General features: G+C 60.6%; 12 protein-coding genes and 4 pseudogenes. 6 read left to right on the top strand and 10 right to left on the bottom strand.

Annotated elements, in window-relative coordinates:
• The 8 genes from HLUSI_RS26965 to HLUSI_RS0104590 all read right to left on the bottom strand — a co-directional run.
• The coding region (locus tag HLUSI_RS26965; RefSeq protein WP_016832867.1) for a DHA2 family efflux MFS transporter permease subunit at nucleotides 1–1,322 on the bottom strand (1,322 nt) is incomplete at its 3' end.
• Nucleotides 1,323–1,356: 34 nt separating this feature from the next.
• Complete coding sequence (ubiB, locus tag HLUSI_RS26960) at nucleotides 1,357–2,808, bottom strand: ubiquinone biosynthesis regulatory protein kinase UbiB (RefSeq protein WP_016832866.1); 1,452 nt, start codon at nucleotides 2,806–2,808, stop codon at nucleotides 1,357–1,359.
• A gap of 60 nt (nucleotides 2,809–2,868) precedes the next feature.
• Nucleotides 2,869–3,450: a ubiquinone biosynthesis accessory factor UbiJ gene (locus tag HLUSI_RS0104615; protein WP_238533918.1), complete on the bottom strand. Its 582-nt coding sequence runs from the start codon at nucleotides 3,448–3,450 to the stop codon at nucleotides 2,869–2,871.
• A 108-nt stretch (nucleotides 3,451–3,558) separates the two neighbouring features.
• The gene (locus HLUSI_RS0104610; RefSeq protein WP_029363132.1) at nucleotides 3,559–4,527 is read right to left on the bottom strand and encodes a Tim44 domain-containing protein; all 969 of its coding nucleotides are present in this window, start codon (nucleotides 4,525–4,527) and stop codon (nucleotides 3,559–3,561) included.
• Between the two features lie 35 nt (nucleotides 4,528–4,562).
• Nucleotides 4,563–5,297 (bottom strand): bifunctional demethylmenaquinone methyltransferase/2-methoxy-6-polyprenyl-1,4-benzoquinol methylase UbiE, encoded by a 735-nt coding sequence (gene ubiE, locus HLUSI_RS0104605; protein WP_016832863.1) that lies wholly within the window; start codon nucleotides 5,295–5,297, stop codon nucleotides 4,563–4,565.
• 60 nt (nucleotides 5,298–5,357) lie between these two features.
• Nucleotides 5,358–5,780 carry a gamma-butyrobetaine hydroxylase family protein gene (locus tag HLUSI_RS0104600; RefSeq protein WP_016832862.1) on the bottom strand — a complete coding sequence of 141 codons (423 nt, stop codon included), beginning with the start codon at nucleotides 5,778–5,780 and terminating at the stop codon, nucleotides 5,358–5,360.
• A 77-nt stretch (nucleotides 5,781–5,857) separates the two neighbouring features.
• On the bottom strand, nucleotides 5,858–6,304 hold the full coding sequence (locus HLUSI_RS0104595) for an HIT family protein (RefSeq protein ID WP_016832861.1): 447 nt from the start codon (nucleotides 6,302–6,304) through the stop codon (nucleotides 5,858–5,860).
• Between the two features lie 2 nt (nucleotides 6,305–6,306).
• Complete coding sequence (locus tag HLUSI_RS0104590) at nucleotides 6,307–10,290, bottom strand: DUF3683 domain-containing protein (protein WP_016832860.1); 3,984 nt, start codon at nucleotides 10,288–10,290, stop codon at nucleotides 6,307–6,309.
• 381 nt (nucleotides 10,291–10,671) lie between these two features.
• Between HLUSI_RS0104590 and HLUSI_RS0104580 the strand changes: the two genes are divergently transcribed.
• Nucleotides 10,672–11,625, top strand: a complete 954-nt coding sequence (locus HLUSI_RS0104580; RefSeq protein WP_083830842.1) for a ZIP family metal transporter — start codon at nucleotides 10,672–10,674, stop codon at nucleotides 11,623–11,625.
• On the opposite strand, the gene HLUSI_RS0104575 is transcribed toward HLUSI_RS0104580, so the two are convergent.
• Nucleotides 11,617–12,108, bottom strand: a complete 492-nt coding sequence (locus HLUSI_RS0104575; RefSeq protein WP_016832856.1) for a YqaA family protein — start codon at nucleotides 12,106–12,108, stop codon at nucleotides 11,617–11,619. The two genes, HLUSI_RS0104580 and HLUSI_RS0104575, sit on opposite strands and share 9 nt — an antisense overlap.
• Before the next feature lie 258 nt (nucleotides 12,109–12,366).
• On the opposite strand from HLUSI_RS0104575, the pseudogene HLUSI_RS0104570 reads away from it, so the two are divergent.
• Nucleotides 12,367–12,915: pseudogene (locus HLUSI_RS0104570) on the top strand (pyridoxal-phosphate dependent enzyme); the annotation flags it as partial.
• 11 nt (nucleotides 12,916–12,926) lie between these two features.
• Nucleotides 12,927–13,160: pseudogene (locus tag HLUSI_RS0104565) on the top strand (ZIP family metal transporter); the annotation flags it as partial.
• Here HLUSI_RS0104565 and HLUSI_RS0104560 read toward each other — a convergent pair.
• Complete coding sequence (locus HLUSI_RS0104560; protein ID WP_016832856.1) at nucleotides 13,152–13,643, bottom strand: YqaA family protein; 492 nt, start codon at nucleotides 13,641–13,643, stop codon at nucleotides 13,152–13,154. The pseudogene HLUSI_RS0104565 and the gene HLUSI_RS0104560 overlap by 9 nt on opposite strands.
• A 258-nt stretch (nucleotides 13,644–13,901) precedes the next feature.
• On the opposite strand from HLUSI_RS0104560, the pseudogene ilvA reads away from it, so the two are divergent.
• From ilvA to HLUSI_RS33540, 3 genes and pseudogenes are all read left to right on the top strand, one after another.
• Nucleotides 13,902–15,339, top strand: a pseudogene (gene ilvA, locus HLUSI_RS26955) (threonine ammonia-lyase, biosynthetic).
• Between the two features lie 49 nt (nucleotides 15,340–15,388).
• Nucleotides 15,389–15,773 (top strand): annotated as a pseudogene (locus HLUSI_RS26950) (NADPH-dependent 7-cyano-7-deazaguanine reductase QueF); the annotation flags it as partial.
• Between the two features lie 18 nt (nucleotides 15,774–15,791).
• The gene (locus HLUSI_RS33540; protein ID WP_085943991.1) at nucleotides 15,792–16,457 is read left to right on the top strand and encodes a hypothetical protein; all 666 of its coding nucleotides are present in this window, start codon (nucleotides 15,792–15,794) and stop codon (nucleotides 16,455–16,457) included.
• The last annotated feature ends 33 nt before the right edge of the window (nucleotides 16,458–16,490 follow it).

The raw sequence follows: 16,490 nt of genomic DNA, 5'->3' as shown, positions 1-16,490 counted from the left end.
TGGCGGCCAACGTCAACATGACCTACAAGATCCTCTACAACGTCGGCGCCGCCATTGAAATACGACGCCACCCGCAAAGCCAGCGCGCCAAATGCGATCCCCATGCCGATGGTCATCTGTTGCGCCACGCTCCACAAGGTGGAAGCCGCGCTCTTTTGCGCTTCGCTGACATCGGCATACGCCAGGGTCGCCAGCGTGGTGAACTGCATCGAGCGCGACAGGCCGTAGATGAAGATCGTCATCAGCACCACCGGCACCGGCGTGGTTGCGGTGAGCAGTCCGCACGCCAACACGAATACGCCGGCAATCACCGCGTTATTCAGCGCCACGCGACGGAAGCCGAAACGCTGCAACACGCGCGTAGTGAACATCTTCATGCCGAGGTTACCCAATGCGCTGGCCAGCAACAGCAAGCCGGAATGGAAAGCCGACAAACCGAAGCCGATCTGGAACAACAGCGGCAACAGATACGGCACTGCCTCGATGCCGATGCGCGTGAACGAACCGGCGACGACGGTCACGTTGAATGTCGGCACCTTGAGCGTCGAATAGTCGAGCAGCGGATGTTCACGACGCATGCCGTGGCGATACGAGAACACCCCAAGCACGATGCCGCCGACGACGAACAGCAGCGCGACCAGCAAATTGGTTTCGGTGTGGCTGGCCAGTTCGGTGCCATACAGGAGTGAAGTCAAGGCGGCGCCGCTGAGGAAGAAGCCGACCATGTCCAGCGGCTTGCGCTGGCTGCCGCGCTCGTTGGGGACGATGCCGAGCACCGCGATCAGTGCCGCGATGCCGAACGGCACGTTGATCAGGAAAATCCAGTGCCAGGAAAAATAGGTGGTGATGAAACCGCCCAGCGACGGCCCCACGACCGGCGCCACGATCGCCGGCCAGGTGATCGTCGAGATCGCCTTCATCAACTTGTCCTTGCTGGTGTTGCGCACCACGATCAGGCGACCGACCGGCACCATCAGCGCGCCGCCCATGCCTTGCAAAATACGCGCTGCGGTGAATTCAAGGACGTTGCCGGAAATCCCGCACAGCACCGACGCCAGCGTGAAGATCACGATCGCCGAAGCAAACACCGTTCGCGAACCAAGGCGATCGGCGATCCAGCCGCTGATCGGGATGAACACCGCCAGCGTCAGCATGTAGGCGGTCATGCCCAGGCTCAGTTCATTCGGTCCGACCTTGAAGGCCTGCGCCATCTGCGGCAAGGCCGTCGCGATGATGGTGGTGTCGAGGTATTCCATGAAGAACGTTGCCGCCACGATGAACGGCAACCAATGTGCGCGCGATGGGGCCTGTGCGGCTGTCATTCCTGTTCCGTCCCTGTTTTTATTTTTGCATGCATCAGTACCGCAAGAAGTGCAGCAACACCTGCACCACGATGATTCCGCCGATCAGGCCGCCGCCGAAATACACGATCACGCCCAGCAGCAGATTGGTGCGGCGCTGTTCGGCCACCAGTTTCCTGAGCAAGTCGGCGTTCTGCTCATGCCTGCCGCCTTCGGTGGCCATCGTCAGCGCCTGATGCGCCAGGCGCGGCAACTGCGGCAACAAACGACTGTAGCGCGGTACTTCGACTTTGAGCTGCTGGATGAAACCGCGCCAGCCGATCTGTTCGTTCATCCAGCGTTCCAGATACGGTTTCGCGGTTTTCCACAAATCGAGTTCGGGATCGAGCTGGCGGCCGAGACCTTCAACGTTAAGCAGCGTCTTTTGCAGGAGCACCAGTTGCGGTTGCACTTCGACGTTGAAACGACGCGAAGTCTGGAACAGGCGCAACAGCACCTGGCCAAACGAGATGTCTTTCAGCGGTCGGTCGAAGATCGGCTCACAGCAGGCGCGCACGGCGGCTTCAAGTTCGTCGACGCGCGTGTCTTTCGGCGCCCAGCCGGATTCGATGTGCGCTTCGGCGACGCGCTTGTAATCGCGCTGGAAGAACGCCAGGAAATTCTGCGACAGGTAATCCTTGTCGAAGTCGGTCAATGTCCCGACGATGCCGAAATCAAGCGCGATGTAGCGGCCGAAGGTGGCCGGCGCAGTCGACACCAGGATATTCCCCGGATGCATGTCGGCATGGAAGAAGCCGTCGCGGAACACCTGCGTGAAAAAGATCTCGACGCCGTCGCGCGAGAGCTTGCTCAGGTCCACGCCCTCCGCCTGCAGACGCTCGGTCTGCCCGATCGGAATGCCGTGCATGCGTTCCATCACGATCACCGACGAGGAACAATAGTCCCAGTACATCTCGGGCACCATCAGCAGATCGGAGTTGGCGAAGTTGCGGCGCAGCTGGCTGGCGTTCGCGGCCTCGCGCATCAGGTCGAGCTCGTCGTGCAGGTATTTGTCGAACTCGCCCACCACTTCCTTGGCCTTGAGCCGGCGGCCGTCGGCCCACAGACGCTCGACCCAGTCGGCGGCAATATGCATCAGGCCGATATCGTGGTCGATCGTGCTGCGCATGCCGGGACGCAAGACCTTCACGGCAACTTCGGTGCCGTCTTTCAAGGTGGCGAAGTGGACTTGCGCGATGGAAGCGGACGCAATCGGGGTGCGGTCGAAGCTGGCGAACAACACATCGGGATGCGCGCCCAGCGACTTCTCGATCTGGGCAATCGCGAGGTCGGAATCGAACGGCGGCACGCGGTCCTGCAGGCGTGTCAGTTCATCGGCGATATCCAGCGGCAGCAAGTCGCGCCGCGTCGACAACACCTGGCCGAACTTGACGAAGATCGGACCGAGGTCTTCCAGCGCGCGGCGCAGTAATGCGCGGCGTGTCGAAGCCGGAGATCGCGATTTCATCGAGGCCGTAGCGTATCGCCACGCGCACGATCTTGAACAGACGCAGGGAACGCAAGAACATCAGCGGCGCTCCAGTTTCTCTATCCGTTTGGACAAGCGCTCCAGATCGTCGCGCAGCTTGACGACCTCGCTGGAAAATTCATTCATGACGTGCGGGCGGATCAGCATCGGTTGTTCTTCCAGGAAGTATTCGGCGACATTTTCGGCGAGTTGTTTTTGCGTGGTCTGCGCCGCAGCGGCCATCGACCTGGCGCCGGACACGATGCGCGTGGCGGCGATGTCGCCGACCACCTTGCCGAGGTCTTCTTCCGCATCCCAGCGCAGCGACTGGCTCAGCTGGGAAATGGCATTGGCGAAGTCGGCGTCGCCTTCGATCCGGACGTAGGACACGGCGCGCTCGCGGTTGGCCAGGATCAGTGGCAAATCAGACAACTTCAAGTGGATGGTCACGGCGGGCACGGCATTGTCGTCGGCATTCTTGAGAAAGCCGTCGCCGGTGACGGTCAGCATCAATTGCGCCACGCCGGCATCGATACAGGCGGTCTTGTCGCGATGGGCAATGAGCCTCGCCTGCGCCCACGGTTCTTGCGCGAGCAAATGGTTGATGACGGCGGCAGCTGGACGCAAGAGGGAAGAGAGCATGGGAGTTCGCGGCATCAAAAAAGAAAACCGCCCGAGGGATGTCGGGCGGTTTCAAGTTTAACAGTTCTTGGCGCTGCTCAGTAAGTCGCAGGCCCGGCAACAGGATGCTTACACCTGCTGGATACCTGCCAGCACCCAGCCGCCCGCGCCGTTGACCGGCTTGGACAGATTCCAGATTTCCGCAAACGGTTCCGCCGAGGCGTCCGGCGCTTCCTTGATCAGGCCGGTGAACTTGATGGTCGCCAGGTAATCGTGCTCGAGCGTTTCAATGCCGAGCAGTTCGCCGTCGATCTGCACGACGTCGGTATTGTTGGCGACGCTGCCGCGCTCCTGCAGCTGCAGGCGCAGCTCGCCGAACATTTCCGGCGTGGTGAATTCGCGGATGTCATTGATGTCGCCCCTGTCCCACGCTGCTTGCAAGCGGATGAAATAGGTCTTGCCGCTGCGCACGAAGCCGGCCACGTCGAAGTCCGCCGGGATGCCCCACGGGATGATCGGCGCATTGGCTGCGGCAGCCGCAGACGAACCGAATTCGTTATTGCCTTGCAGCGAGGCAGGCGCTTGCACGCCGACCGGCTCGATGCGCGAACCGATTTCAGGCGTATATACCGCTGGTTCGGGCGCGCTGGCGTAGGCCGGCTGCGGCGTGAAGCCGTTATTGCCGGCGCTGCCCGTATTGCCACCACTCTTGCGCGTGAACATGCGGAACAGGAACATTGCCACGAACGCCAGCAGCGCCACCATCAGGATGGTGCTCAACATGCTTGCCATGGCGCCGCCCATGCCGAAGTGCGACAGCAACGCGCCCAGGCCCAGGCCCAGCAGCGCGCCACCCAGCAGACCCTTCCACATGCTCGGCTTGGCAGCGGCGGCAGCCGGAGCCGCCGCAGGGGCGGCCGGCTTGGCGGCGGCAGCCTGGTTCTGCTGCATCGGGGCAGGGCTCTGCGCCTGACGGCTGGCGCTCGAGGACTGTTTGCCGATCGAGCCGCCGCCGCCGAGACGCCTGGCTTCAGCGCCCGACATCGCGACGGTCATGGCCGTCACTGCCAGCATAAGAATGACGAAGAATTTTTTCACACAAGCTCCTACACAGATTATCTCAAGCCCAAGGCTTAGAGTTTGATACCCGTATGCAAGGCGGCGACGCCCGCAGTCAGGTTGTAATACTGCACACGCTCAAGACCAACGTCTTCCATCATCTTCTTCAGCGTTTCCTGATCCGGATGCATGCGGATCGATTCAGCCAGATAACGGTAGCTTTCGGCGTCATTGGCGACTTTCTGTCCCAGCCATGGCAGCACCGAGAAGGAATAGACGTCGTACGGCTTCTTCAGCGGTTCCCACACTTTGGAAAACTCCAGCACCAACAGCTTGCCGCCCGGTTTCAGCACGCGGCGCATTTCCGACAGGGCAATGTCCTTGTGGGTCATGTTGCGCAGGCCGAAGGCCACCGACACGCGATCGAAGTAGTTGTCCGGAAAAGGCAGCTTCTCCGCGTCGCACAACAAGGTGGGGGTCGGGATGCCCTTATTCAATAGGCGGTCGCGGCCCACCCGCAGCATCGATTCGTTGATGTCGGTCAGCCAGACTTCGCCGTTCGGACCGGCCTGTTTGGCGAAGGCCTTGGACAGGTCGCCCGTGCCGCCCGCGATGTCGAGTACCTTGAAGCCGGGACGCACACCCGCCTGGGCGATCGTGAACGCCTTCCAGATCCGGTGCAGGCCGGCCGACATGAAGTCGTTCATGACGTCGTACTTGGCGGCGACGGAATGGAAGACTTCGGCGACTTTATGCACCTTGTCGTCTTCCGAAACAGTCTGATAACCGAAGTGGGTAGTGTTGGTCATGTGGCAACCTGAAATAAGGAATACAAAGAAGGCGACATTATAAAGCGAGGCTCGCGGAGCTCAATGATGGTGACCGCAGGCGCTGCCGCCGGCCGAACTCATGTCCTGATCGCGGCCGCTTTCGCGCGTGAAACCCGCCGCTTCCAGTTTTTGCAGATAGGCTTCCCACATCGCATCCTGGTCGCGTCCCAGTTGATAGAGATACTCCCAGGTGAAAATGCCGCTGGAATGTTCATCCGAGAATATCGGTTTGATGCCGTAATTGCCGACAGGTTCGACGCCCACGATGCCCACTTCACGCTTGCCGGTCTGCAGGGTTTCCTGCCCGTGACCGTGGCCGCGCACTTCGGCCGAGGGCGAATAGACCCGCATGAGCTCGAAAGGCAGCGCATACATCACGCCATCATCGAACTCGACTTCGACCACGCGCGAGAGCTTGCGCACCTTGAAGGAAACGGGAACCGGAGAAGACGGGGCGCTCATGGGCTCTCCCTTGTGAAATTCGTGAGAGGAAACGCAAGCCCGGCCAGGTCATTCCAGACCGGGACTGCAGGTGCAGATCAGGCCGTCAAACCCGCCGCATCGAGCTGCCGGCGCACCGCCTCGCGCAGCTGCGGCAGCCGTGCGCGACGTGCTGCAATGCTGGCGGCGTCAGCGGGCCGGCGTGGCTCAGCCCACACCGGGCTGGGGAAATGACGGTCGTCGGTGAAGCGCGGGATCACATGCCAGTGCACGTGCGGGGTCATGTTGCCGAGGCTGGCGACGTTCATTTTTTCCGGCTGCATGACTTCGCGCACGGCCGTTTCAACCGCCCACACCGCGGACATCACGGCGCTGCGATCCGCCGGCGCGAGGTCGGTCATTTCCTTGACGTGGCCGTTCCAGATGACGCGGCAGAAACCGGGATACGCCGGCTCGTCGACCAGCACGACGCGCAAGCTGCCGTTGTTGAACAGCAGCTCGCCGCCGTCGCCGTCGCACAAATCGCAAGCGTTCGCCATGCTCATGCTTACACCAGCACGCGTTCAATGCCGCCGTTGTTGGCGCGGGCCACGTAGTCAGGCAACCAGTTTTCGCCGAGCAGGTGCTTGGCCATTTCGACCACGATGTAATCGGCGGTAGTGCCCGAATCTTCGTTGTAGCGCGACAAACCCTGGAAGCACGACGGGCACGAGGTCAGGATCTTGACGTCGCCGTCGAAGCCGTCGGCGCGCACCTTGTCGGCGCCCTTGCGCATCTCTTCTTCCTTGCGGAAGCGCACCTGGGTCGACACATCCGGACGGCTCACGCCGAAGGTGCCCGACTCGCCGCAGCAGCGATCGTTCTTCTCGATCTTTTGCGCGTCGATGGTGGTGATCAGCGAGTTGACGGTCTTCAGCGGATCCTGCAACTTCATCGGACTGTGGCAGGGATCGTGGTACATGTAACGGGTACCGGTGACGCCTTCCAGGCGCACGCCCTTTTCCAGCAGATATTCGTGGATGTCGATGATGCGGCAGCCCGGGAATATCTTTTCGAATTCATACCCCTGCAACTGGTCATAGCAGGTGCCGCAAGACACCACGACGGTCTTGATGTCGAGATAATTCAGCGTGTTGGCCATGCGATGGAACAGCACGCGGTTGTCGGTGATGATCTTCTCGGCCTTGTCGAAATCGCCGCTGCCGCGTTGCGGATAACCGCAGCACAGGTAACCCGGCGGCAATACGGTCTGCACGCCGACGTTCCACAGCATCGCCTGCGTGGCGAGGCCGACTTGCGAGAACAAACGCTCCGAACCGCAACCCGGGAAGTAGAACACCGCTTCGGTTTCCGCCGTGGTGGTCTTCGGATCGCGGATGATCGGCACGATCTTGTCGTCTTCGATGTCGAGCAGTGCGCGCGCGGTCTTCTTCGGCAGGTTGCCCGGCATCTTCTTGTTGATGAAGTGAATCACCTGCTCCTTGATCGGCGCCTTGCCGACCGTGGCCGCAGGTTTTTGGGTCTGCTTCCGGGCGAACTTCTTGAAGATGTCGTTGCCCAGACGTTGCGCCTTGAAGCCCCAGTCGGTCATCACCTTGCGCGTGGCATTGATGGTGGCCGGATCGGTGGCGTTGAGGAAGAACATCGCCGTCGCCGTGCCCGGGTTGAACGACTTCTTGCCCATCTTGCGCAGCAGATTGCGCATGTTCATCGAGACGTCGCCGAAGTCGATGTCGACCGGGCATGGCGTCACGCACTTGTGGCAGACGGTGCAATGGTCGGCGACGTCTTCGAATTCTTCCCAATGCTTGATCGACACGAAGGCTTCGACCAGCAACGAGGTGGCCAGGATCTTATTGCGCGGCGAGTACAGCAGGTTCGCGCGCGGCACGTGTGTCGCGCACACCGGTTTGCACTTGCCGCAACGCAGGCAGTCCTTGACGCTGTTGGCGATGGCGCCGATATCGCTCTGCTGCATGATCAGCGATTCGTGCCCCATCAACCCGAAGGACGGCGTATAGGCGTTGCTCAGGTCGGCCTCAAAACCTGGCAGGTTCAGCAGCTTGCCCTTGTTGAAACGGCCTTCCGGATCGACGCGCAATTTGTAGTCGCGGAATTCGCTGATTTCATCTTCGGTCAGGAACTCCAGCTTGGTGATGCCGATGCCGTGCTCGCCGGAAATCACGCCGTCCAGCGAACGCGCCAGCGTCATGATGCGCGCCACGGCTTCGTGGGCGTCCTGCAGCATCTGGTAGTGATCGGAGTTGACGGGCAAGTTGGTGTGCACGTTGCCGTCGCCGGCATGCATGTGCAGCGCCACGAACACACGGCCGCGCAATACGCGCTTGTGAACCGCATTGCATTCTTCGAGAATCAGCTTGAACGCACCGCCGCTGAAAATCTGGCGTAATTGCGCGCGCACTTCCTGCTTCCACGATACACGCACGGTGCGGTCCTGCACGACGTGAAACACGTTGGCGTCAGGCTGGTCGAGCAGGCGCTGGTCGAACACCGGCAACAGCTTGTCGAGACCCAGCGCGGCCATTTCTCCCTTCGCCACGGTCAGCGGCTTGTCGAGATTGGCCAGCAGGTAGCTCCAGCGCGCCTGGGTCCTGGCGATCAGTTCTTCGGCCTGGTGTACACGATCTTCCAGCATTTCCGCAGCGGGAATGTCTTCGCCTTCGGCATCGTCGCTCTTGCCCAGCGGCAGGTTGCCCTTGACGAAGAAAGCATTGAGCTCGTCCAGGAATTGCAGCTTGTTCTTGATCGACAGTTCGATATTGATGCGCTCGATGCCGTCGGTGTACTCACCCATGCGCGGCAGCGGAATCACTACGTCTTCATTGATCTTGAAGGCGTTGGTGTGCTTGGCGATGGCGGCGGTGCGCGAACGGTCGAGCCAGAACTTCTTGCGCGCTTCCGGGCTGATCGCGACGAAGCCTTCGCCGACGCGATTGTTGGCCATGCGGATCACTTCCGAGGCGGCTTGCGCCACGGCGTTTTCGTCGTCGCCGACGATGTCGCCGATCAGCACCATCTTCGGCAGCACGCCGCGTTTGGATTTGGTGGCGTAGCCGACCGCGCGCAGGTAGCGTTCGTCCAGATGCTCCAGGCCGGCCAGGATGGCGCCGCCCTTTTTGGTTTCGGCGTCGAGGTAGTTCTTGATTTCGACGATCGACGGAATCGCATCGCGCGCCTGGCCGAAGAATTCGAGGCAGACGGTGCGCGTCTGCTTCGGCATCTTGTGCAGGATCCAGCGCGCCGAGGTGATCAGGCCGTCGCAACCTTCTTTCTGAATACCGGGCAAACCCGACAGGAATTTGTCGGTGACGTCCTTGCCCAGGCCTTCTTTGCGGAACTTGCGGCCGGCGATCTCGAGGATCTCGGTTTTGAAGACTTCGGTCTTCTGGCCCTTTTCGCCGGGATGCGACCACTCGAGCTTGAAGCTCGCCAGTTCGACGTCGTGGATCTTGCCGAGGTTGTGATCCAGGCGTGTGACTTCGAGCCAGTCGCCCTGCGGATCGACCATGCGCCAGCTGGCCAGGTTGTCGAGCGCGGTGCCCCACAACACGGCCTTCTTGCCGCCGGCGTTCATGGCGACGTTGCCGCCGATGCATGAAGCTTCGGCCGAAGTCGGATCCACCGCGAACACGAAGCCGGCTTTTTCAGCGGCATCGGAGACGCGCTTGGTGACCACGCCAGCGCCCGAATAAATCGTCGCGTACGGCTTGTCCAGTCCAGGCAAGACTTCCATCTCGACGGCGCCGAGCTGTTCCAGCTTTTCGGTATTGATGACGGCCGACATCGGCGTCAGCGGAATCGCGCCGCCGGTATAACCGGTGCCGCCGCCGCGCGGGATGATGGTCAGGCCGAGTTCGATACAGGCCTTGACCAGGCCGGCCATCTCGTCTTCGCTGTCGGGCGTGAGCACGACGAACGGATATTCGACGCGCCAGTCGGTGGCGTCGGTTACGTGCGAGACGCGCGACAGGCCGTCGAACTTGATGTTGTCCTTGGCGGTATAGCGACCCAGAACCTTGGTGGCGCGCTTGCGCAGGTCGTAGGTGTGCTTGAATTCTTCACCGAAATCAGCGATGGCTTTGCGCGCCGCCTTGATCAGCAGCTCGACATTGGCGCTGCGGCGCGCACTATCGGCAGCGGCGGCATCGCCCGATTCAGACTGGTTGACGTCGATGCGGCGCTTGTCCACTTCGGCCAGGCGATGGTGCAAGGCTTCGATCAATGCAGCGCGACGCTTGGGATTGTCCAGCATGTCGTCCTGCAGATACGGGTTGCGGCGCACCACCCAGATGTCGCCCAGCACCTCATACAGCATGCGTGCGGATCGACCGGTCTGGCGCTTGCTGCGCAACTCGTCGAGCACGCGCCACGCGTCTTCGCCCAACAGGCGGATCACGATTTCGCGGTCGGAGAACGAGGTGTAGTTGTACGGAATTTCGCGCAAGCGCGTGGGGCTGGCACCCTGCGGTGCGTCAGTGAGCAAAGCCTGGATTTTTGCGGGGGCGTTCATTAATTTTGGGAAAAAATCTGCTGCCGGATATGCATTTTATCTTATTGCCGTCCCTCGCGAGGGAATGCCCTTACTTTTGGAAGAACAATGAGAAATGGTTCTTATTTGCGAAAAATCGCTACAATTGACGTGATTTCCGCATTGCAACATGGCGCCTCCCTATTGAATCAATAAATACAATCAATTTTTATATATTGATTGAATAAATTTATCATTAGGTATCGAGATGCTTATCGCGTCCTTTCCTTGGTCCATGGAGAATGCTATGTTGCAATTATTGATTACCGAAATTCTGGAAAATCTAGCCATCACCCTCGCCGAATATGCCGAGTGCAAGGCTTAGGACAGCCATCCGCCAATCCGATCCCGAGGATGACTGCCATGATACAAGCCCAATTGCGCGAACAATTCCCTGTCGAACCGACACCCGCAGCCGCTCCCGCTCCTTCCCACCCGGGATTCTGGGCCGGCCTGCGCCTGCGCCAGATCGCCATGCTGGCGGTCGCGCTGGTGTTCGTCCTGGTCAAATCCTACGAAAGCCTGCAGGCGTTTTTCCTGACCCATCCCGAAGTCAAGATGGCGCTGCTCGGCTCGTCCGCAGCAGCCGGACTGACTGCCTTGGGCGCCCTCGGCGTGCTGTTCACGCGGCGCATTTCCGAACGTACGCAAGACGTCCTGCTCGGTTACGGCGGCGGCATCATGCTGGCCGCGAGCGTGTTTTCGCTGATCATTCCCGCCATGAACCAGGCGCAAGCGCTGGGTTATGAAAAAACCGGCGCGGTGTTGCTGACCGCCACCGGCATCATGCTCGGCGGCCTGTTCGTGCTGGCGATCAATCATCTGATCCCGCACCAGCATTTCATCGCACCCCATCCGGCGATCCAGACCATGCGCACCAGCCGCATCTGGATGTTCGTGATGGCGGTGACGATCCACAATTTTCCCGAAGGCCTGGCGATCGGCGTGGGTTTCGGCGGCGACGACATGGGCAAGGCGATTGCGCTGGCCACCGGCATCGGCATCCAGGACATTCCGGAAGGACTGGTGGTGGCGCTGGCCTTGCGCACGCTCGGTTATTCACCGTGGAAGTCGGCCGGCGCCGGCGTCTTGTCCGGGCTGGTGGAACCGATCGGCGGCGTGCTCGGCGCGCTGGCCACAGGCGTGTCGGCCACCGCCTTGCCGTGGGCTCTGGCCGGTGCAGGCGGCGCGATGCTGTTCGTAATCAGCCACGAGGTGATTCCGGAATCGCACCGGCAAGGCCATGAAACCCAAGCCACGCTCGGCCTGCTGGCCGGCTTCGTAACGATGATGCTGCTCGATACGCTATTAGGCTAACCAGTGCGCGATGCTGCGCCAGAAACCATCCGGCACGTTAAGCAGCAGCCAGGTCATGAACAGGTAGCGCAGGAACTTCCCTACCATCATGTAAAACACCGACGGCCAGAACGGCAGCCTCAACCAGCCGGCCAGCGTGCAGATCGGATCGCCGACGCCCGGCAGCCAGGCCAGCAGCATGGTCTTGGGGCCGAAGCGTTCGAGCCAGTGAAACCAGCGGCTGCTGCGTTCACGCGCAAAGGTCTGCTTGGCGCCGTATCCCATCCAGTAGTCCACCATTCCCCCCAGCGTATTGCCGACCGTGGCCACCAGGATGACCGGCCAGAACATGTCGCCATTGGCCTTGATGACGGCAAACACGGCCGGCTCCGAGCCGAGCGGCAGCAATGTCGCCGAGATGAAGCTGATGAAAAATACCGACGTCAGCCCGACGGTCGGTACGGCAAGGAAGTTCAGCAACCACAAAATGGCGGATTCAATCATGCAGACCGGATAAGAAGGAGTGGTGGGAGAAAATTGACGCGCATTCGCGCTGTTTGACTGCAGATGACAGCAAAAGCGAATTCTTCAAGCCGGCAAAAACCGGTGCTTCCTATGCTGCATCCGCATGCGGATATAAGCCTGTCAGTCGCCTCCATTATAATGATCAGTTCGCCGCGCCCCTGCGTTTCCCGATCTGCCATCGGAAAACAGCGTGAGAATCGCAGTCCCGAACTGCGCCAACCGTGCCTCTAGCTGACTATGACCACCGACTATCTGCAAAAAATCCTTACCGCCCGTGTCTACGACGTTGCCATGGAAACGCCGCTGGAAATTGCGAACACGCTGTCGCAACGGATGGAAAACCGGATTTACTTCAAACGTGAAGACATGCAGAGCGTATTCAGTTTCAAGCTGCGCGGCGCCTATAACAAGATGGCGCATCTGCCGCCGGCGCAACTCAAGCGCGGCGTGATCTGCGCATCCGCCGGCAACCATGCGCAAGGCGTCGCGCTGTCGGCAGCCAAGCTAGGCTGCCGCGCCGTGATCGTGATGCCGACCACCACGCCATCCGTCAAGATCGAAGCCGTCAAGGGCCGCGGCGGTGAAGTCGTATTGTTCGGCGACTCGTTCACCGACGCCTACAATCATGCGCTGACGCTGGAAAAGAAACTCAAGCTGACCTTCGTCCATCCCTTCGACGACCCTTATGTCATCGCCGGCCAGGGCACCGTCGGCATGGAAATCCTGCGCCAGCATGCCGATCCGATCCACGCCATTTTTGTCGCCATCGGCGGCGGCGGCCTCCTTTAATTGGCGCCGGCGTCTTGTCCGGGCTGGTGGAACCGATCGGCGGCGTGCTCGGCGCGCTGGCCACAGGCGTGTCGGCCACCGCCTTGCCGTGGGCTCTGGCCGGTGCAGGCGGCGCGATGCTGTTCGTAATCAGCCACGAGGTGATTCCGGAATCGCACCGGCAAGGCCATGAAACCCAAGCCACGCTCGGCCTGCTGGCCGGCTTCGTAACGATGATGCTGCTCGATACGCTATTAGGCTAACCAGTGCGCGATGCTGCGCCAGAAACCATCCGGCACGTTAAGCAGCAGCCAGGTCATGAACAGGTAGCGCAGGAACTTCCCTACCATCATGTAAAACACCGACGGCCAGAACGGCAGCCTCAACCAGCCGGCCAGCGTGCAGATCGGATCGCCGACGCCCGGCAGCCAGGCCAGCAGCATGGTCTTGGGGCCGAAGCGTTCGAGCCAGTGAAACCAGCGGCTGCTGCGTTCACGCGCAAAGGTCTGCTTGGCGCCGTATCCCATCCAGTAGTCCACCATTCCCCCCAGCGTATTGCCGACCGTGGCCACCAGGATGACCGGCCAGAACATGTCGCCATTGGCCTTGATGACGGCAAACACGGCCGGCTCCGAGCCGAGCGGCAGCAATGTCGCCGAGATGAAGCTGATGAAAAATACCGACGTCAGCCCGACGGTCGGTACGGCAAGGAAGTTCAGCAACCACAAAATGGCGGATTCAATCATGCAGACCGGATAAGAAGGAGTGGTGGGAGAAAATTGACGCGCATTCGCGCTGTTTGACTGCAGATGACAGCAAAAGCGAATTCTTCAAGCCGGCAAAAACCGGTGCTTCCTATGCTGCATCCGCATGCGGATATAAGCCTGTCAGTCGCCTCCATTATAATGATCAGTTCGCCGCGCCCCTGCGTTTCCCGATCTGCCATCGGAAAACAGCGTGAGAATCGCAGTCCCGAACTGCGCCAACCGTGCCTCTAGCTGACTATGACCACCGACTATCTGCAAAAAATCCTTACCGCCCGTGTCTACGACGTTGCCATGGAAACGCCGCTGGAAATTGCGAACACGCTGTCGCAACGGATGGAAAACCGGATTTACTTCAAACGTGAAGACATGCAGAGCGTATTCAGTTTCAAGCTGCGCGGCGCCTATAACAAGATGGCGCATCTGCCGCCGGCGCAACTCAAGCGCGGCGTGATCTGCGCATCCGCCGGCAACCATGCGCAAGGCGTCGCGCTGTCGGCAGCCAAGCTAGGCTGCCGCGCCGTGATCGTGATGCCGACCACCACGCCATCCGTCAAGATCGAAGCCGTCAAGGGCCGCGGCGGTGAAGTCGTATTGTTCGGCGACTCGTTCACCGACGCCTACAATCATGCGCTGACGCTGGAAAAGAAACTCAAGCTGACCTTCGTCCATCCCTTCGACGACCCTTATGTCATCGCCGGCCAGGGCACCGTCGGCATGGAAATCCTGCGCCAGCATGCCGATCCGATCCACGCCATTTTTGTCGCCATCGGCGGCGGCGGCGCGCAGCATCAAGGCCGGCCGCCGCATCACCCTGCCCGACGTCGGCCTGTTCTCGGACGGCACCGCCGTCAAGCTGGTCGGCGAAGAAACCTTCCGCATCACACGCCAACTGGTGGACGACATCATCCTGGTCGACACCGACGCCGTGTGCACCGCGATCAAGGATATCTTCCAGGACACGCGCAGCATCGTCGAGCCGGCCGGCGCGCTGGCCGTGGCCGGCGCCAAGGCCTACATCGAACGCGCCAAGAACAGCAAGAAGCCGATCAGGAATCAATCCCTGATCACCATTGCCTGCGGCGCCAACATGAACTTCGACCGCCTGCGCTTCGTCGCTGAAATGGCCGACGTCGGCGAGGCGCGCGAAGCGGTGTTCGCCGTGACGATTCCCGAAGAACACGGCAGCTTCAAGCGCTTCTGCGAAGTGGTCGGCCCGCGCAACGTGACCGAATTCAACTACCGCATCAGCGACGCCAAATCGGCCCACATCTTCGTCGGCATCCAGACCAGCAGCGCCGACGAACCGGCCAGGATCGCCAAGACGTTCGAGAAGAACGGCTTCGGCACGCTCGACCTGACCCACGACGAACTGGCCAAGGTGCACATCCGCCATCTGGTCGGCGGCAAGAGTTCGCTGGCGCAGGACGAACTGCTGTATCGCTTTGAATTCCCCGAGCGTCCGGGTGCGCTGATGCGCTTTCTCAGCACCATGAATCCGAACTGGAACATCAGCCTGTTCCATTACCGCAACCAGGGCGGCGACGTGGGACGCATCCTGGTCGGCCTGCAGGTGCCGAAGAAGGAAATGAAGACCTTCCGCGCCTTCCTCGACAACCTCGGCTATCGCCATTGGGATGAAAGCAAGAACCCGCTGTACAAACTGTTCCTGGGCTGACGCTGCCGAGGACGCAATACGATTTCAGAAGCACGAAGGATGCAAGACCATGAACCACGCTAACACCAACAATTCCCCCGACACCTCGCCGCTGGGCAAGTCGTCCGCCTATCCGGACGTCTACGATCCGGCATTGCTGTTCCCGATCCCGCGCCAGCCCAAGCGCGACGAACTGGGCGTGACCGGTACGCTGCCGTTCTTCGGCGTCGACATCTGGAATGCGTACGAAGTGTCGTGGCTGAACCAGCGCGGCAAGCCGCAAATCGCGATCGCCACCTTCATGATCCAGGCCGACTCGCCCAACATCATCGAGTCGAAATCATTCAAGCTATATCTGAATTCCTTCAACCAGACCCGCCTTGAGGATCAGCAGGCGTTGGTCGCTTTGCTGCAGAAAGATCTGTCGGCAGCGGCCGCTGCAGACCAAGATCGTCGAAGGCCAGGAGAATCCGATGGCGATCATCTCGACCGCCAAGCTGTACGAAGTGCAGAAGTACTGCTCGATGACCAACCACATGTGGGATGGTTTCTGGTTCCTGGCCAACAAGAAGTCGTTCGAACGCCTGCCGAAGGATCTGCAAGAGATCGTTACGCGCAATGTCAATGAAGCCGGCATCAAGCAACGCGCCGACGTCAAGGCATTGAACGATTCGCTGGCCACCGAACCGGGGGCGTTTTCGGCATTGCAGATGGGCGAGCTCAGCGGCATGTTGCTCGATCGCCTCGATATCGAAGTCGTCGATCACCATCCGGATCCGTCGCTGCTGTCGGCCAATCACGATGAAGCAACCGTCGAAGAAACGCTACTCTCGCATTTGCTCAAATCCAACTGCCCGGTCACCGGCCAGCCGGATTGGGGCAGCGTGCAGATCCATTACGTCGGCGCACCGATCAATCAGGAGGCGCTGCTGAAATACCTGATCGGTTTCCGCGAGCACAACGAATTCCACGAGCAATGCGTGGAGCGTATTTTCGTCGACGTGCTGCGTCAGTGCCGTCCGCAAAAACTCGCGGTTTATGCGCGCTACACGCGTCGCGGCGGCCTCGACATCAATCCGTGGCGCAGCAACTTCTCGGCTGCACGCGCGCCGTCCAATCTGCGCAACGCGCGTCAGTAGGGCGGAACGGCGGCGATCTTTCAGGCGGCGCGG

Origin of the sequence: Herbaspirillum lusitanum P6-12 (assembly GCF_000256565.1) — a bacterium.
Lineage (GTDB): Bacteria > Pseudomonadota > Gammaproteobacteria > Burkholderiales > Burkholderiaceae_D > Herbaspirillum > Herbaspirillum lusitanum.
This window is presented reverse-complemented; position numbering and strand designations above follow the sequence as displayed.

Coding starts and splice junctions, on each gene's coding strand:
- ubiB (WP_016832866.1), bottom strand. CDS start 2,808: ATGAAATCGCGATCTCCGGCTTCGACACGCCGCGCATTACTGCGCCGC.
- HLUSI_RS0104615 (WP_238533918.1), bottom strand. CDS start 3,450: ATGCTCTCTTCCCTCTTGCGTCCAGCTGCCGCCGTCATCAACCATTTG.
- ubiE (WP_016832863.1), bottom strand. CDS start 5,297: ATGACCAACACTACCCACTTCGGTTATCAGACTGTTTCGGAAGACGAC.
- HLUSI_RS0104600 (WP_016832862.1), bottom strand. CDS start 5,780: ATGAGCGCCCCGTCTTCTCCGGTTCCCGTTTCCTTCAAGGTGCGCAAG.
- HLUSI_RS0104595 (WP_016832861.1), bottom strand. CDS start 6,304: ATGAGCATGGCGAACGCTTGCGATTTGTGCGACGGCGACGGCGGCGAG.
- HLUSI_RS0104590 (WP_016832860.1), bottom strand. CDS start 10,290: ATGAACGCCCCCGCAAAAATCCAGGCTTTGCTCACTGACGCACCGCAG.
- HLUSI_RS0104580 (WP_083830842.1), top strand. CDS start 10,672: ATGATACAAGCCCAATTGCGCGAACAATTCCCTGTCGAACCGACACCC.
- HLUSI_RS0104575 (WP_016832856.1), bottom strand. CDS start 12,108: ATGATTGAATCCGCCATTTTGTGGTTGCTGAACTTCCTTGCCGTACCG.
- HLUSI_RS0104560 (WP_016832856.1), bottom strand. CDS start 13,643: ATGATTGAATCCGCCATTTTGTGGTTGCTGAACTTCCTTGCCGTACCG.
- HLUSI_RS33540 (WP_085943991.1), top strand. CDS start 15,792: ATGGCGATCATCTCGACCGCCAAGCTGTACGAAGTGCAGAAGTACTGC.